Source organism: Metabacillus fastidiosus NBRC 101226 (genome assembly GCF_001591625.1).
GTDB classification, from domain to species: domain Bacteria; phylum Bacillota; class Bacilli; order Bacillales; family Bacillaceae; genus Metabacillus; species Metabacillus fastidiosus.
On the sequence record NZ_BCVG01000218.1, the window covers coordinates 1 to 1,602 of the forward strand.

Annotated in this window: 2 protein-coding genes; one reads left to right on the top strand and one right to left on the bottom strand. The window is 35.5% G+C overall.

The window, feature by feature from the left end; all coding sequences use genetic code 11:
• Window positions 1–40: 40 nt before the first annotated feature.
• Window positions 41–334 (bottom strand): DUF1871 family protein, encoded by a 294-nt coding sequence (locus tag BFA01S_RS21465; protein ID WP_235843094.1) that lies wholly within the window; start codon window positions 332–334, stop codon window positions 41–43.
• A 61-nt stretch (window positions 335–395) separates the two neighbouring features.
• Between BFA01S_RS21465 and BFA01S_RS21470 the strand changes: the two genes are divergently transcribed.
• Window positions 396–1,562: a MalY/PatB family protein gene (locus tag BFA01S_RS21470; RefSeq protein ID WP_066235672.1), complete on the top strand. Its 1,167-nt coding sequence runs from the start codon at window positions 396–398 to the stop codon at window positions 1,560–1,562.
• Window positions 1,563–1,602 lie beyond the last annotated feature (40 nt).

The following is a 1,602-nucleotide window of genomic DNA, read 5'->3' on the forward strand; positions in this document are numbered from 1 at the left end:
AAAACTTATTAGGGACTTATCGGACAGCCCTTTCTCTGTTTTAGATTTCACATGATGCTTCATTTTTTATTGCCAATAATTTCTCAGCTATCGCTTCGCATTTTACGAGCGGGATTACTTCTTCAAATGAAAATTCATAAATGGATTGAATTTTGCGAGCAAGCAGCCCAGCTTGATCTATTGTATGAACAGCTTGAATTACGTCCACTATTTCTGGCTCATAATGATCTTCGCCACAACCGAACGGATCCCATTCGGAAAGAAGAACAACCATTTGAATATTGGCTCTTTGTGTTTCCATCATCTTCACCTTTTTATCTTTATTAAAACACATTTCATTTGCTTCTGTCATTGTATCACAATTATGATTATAAGAAAGATGAGGTGAACAGCATATGTATAATTTCGATAAAATAATCGATCGAAAAAATAGTAAATCCGTTAAATGGGATTTTACAAAAGATGTTTTTGGAACCGATGATGTTTTGCCTATGTGGGTAGCTGATATGGATTTTCCCGCTCCAGAAGAAGTAATCAAAGCCATGAAGGAACGCGTGGAACACGGTATATTCGGCTACACAAAACCGACTAAGTTAACCGCTGAAATTATTCAGAACTGGCTAGCTAGAAGACATAATTGGAAAATTCAAGCTAAGGAAGTTACATACAGTCCAGGGATTGTAACCGCGCTCGGGACAGCTATATTAGCTTATACAGAACGTGGTGATCATATTGTCATTCAACCTCCCGTATATCATCCTTTTTTTGAAATGGTAAAAAAGAATGATCGGCAGTTACTGTATAACAATCTTTCCTTACATAACGGCAGATATGAAATTAACTTTGATGATTTAGAAAATAAACTAGCAGATGAAAGAGCAAAACTATTTATTTTATGCAGTCCTCACAATCCTAGCGGGCGTGTGTGGTCAAAAGAGGAATTAACAAAAATTATCACACTATGTGTGAAGCACAATGTTATTATTGTTTCTGATGAAATTCATTCTGATATATTACTATTTGATAATCATCATACTCCAATCGCTTCTATCCCGTATGAACACGAAGTGAAGATTATCACTTGTATTGCGCCAAGTAAAACATTTAATATTGCAGGATTACAAGCTTCTGCCTTAATTATTCAAAACGATTCTTTAAGAAGAAGATTTGTTGAAGTCCAGAGAAGCCAAGGACTTACATCATTAAATATCTTTGCTGTAACTGCAATGGAGGCAGCTTATCAATATGGGGGAAACTGGCTGGATGAACTAATTGCTTATTTAGAACAAAATGTTCTTTTTGTAAAATCATACTTAGAAAAACACTTTCCCGAAATAAAAGTAATTATTCCTGAAGCTTCCTACCTCATTTGGCTTGATATAAGAGAACTTGGCATAAATGACGAGGAAGTAAGAAAACTTCTGTTAAGAAAAGGAAAACTCGCACTTGAATCAGGATCAAAATACGGTGAACCAGGTGAAGGTTTTCTGAGAATAAATGTCGGCTGCCCTAAATCAACATTAGAAGAAGGAATGAAACGACTAGTCTCTGCATTTTCTTAAGATCGGCAGGAAAGTATGTATAAAGTGAAACTTCTATCAG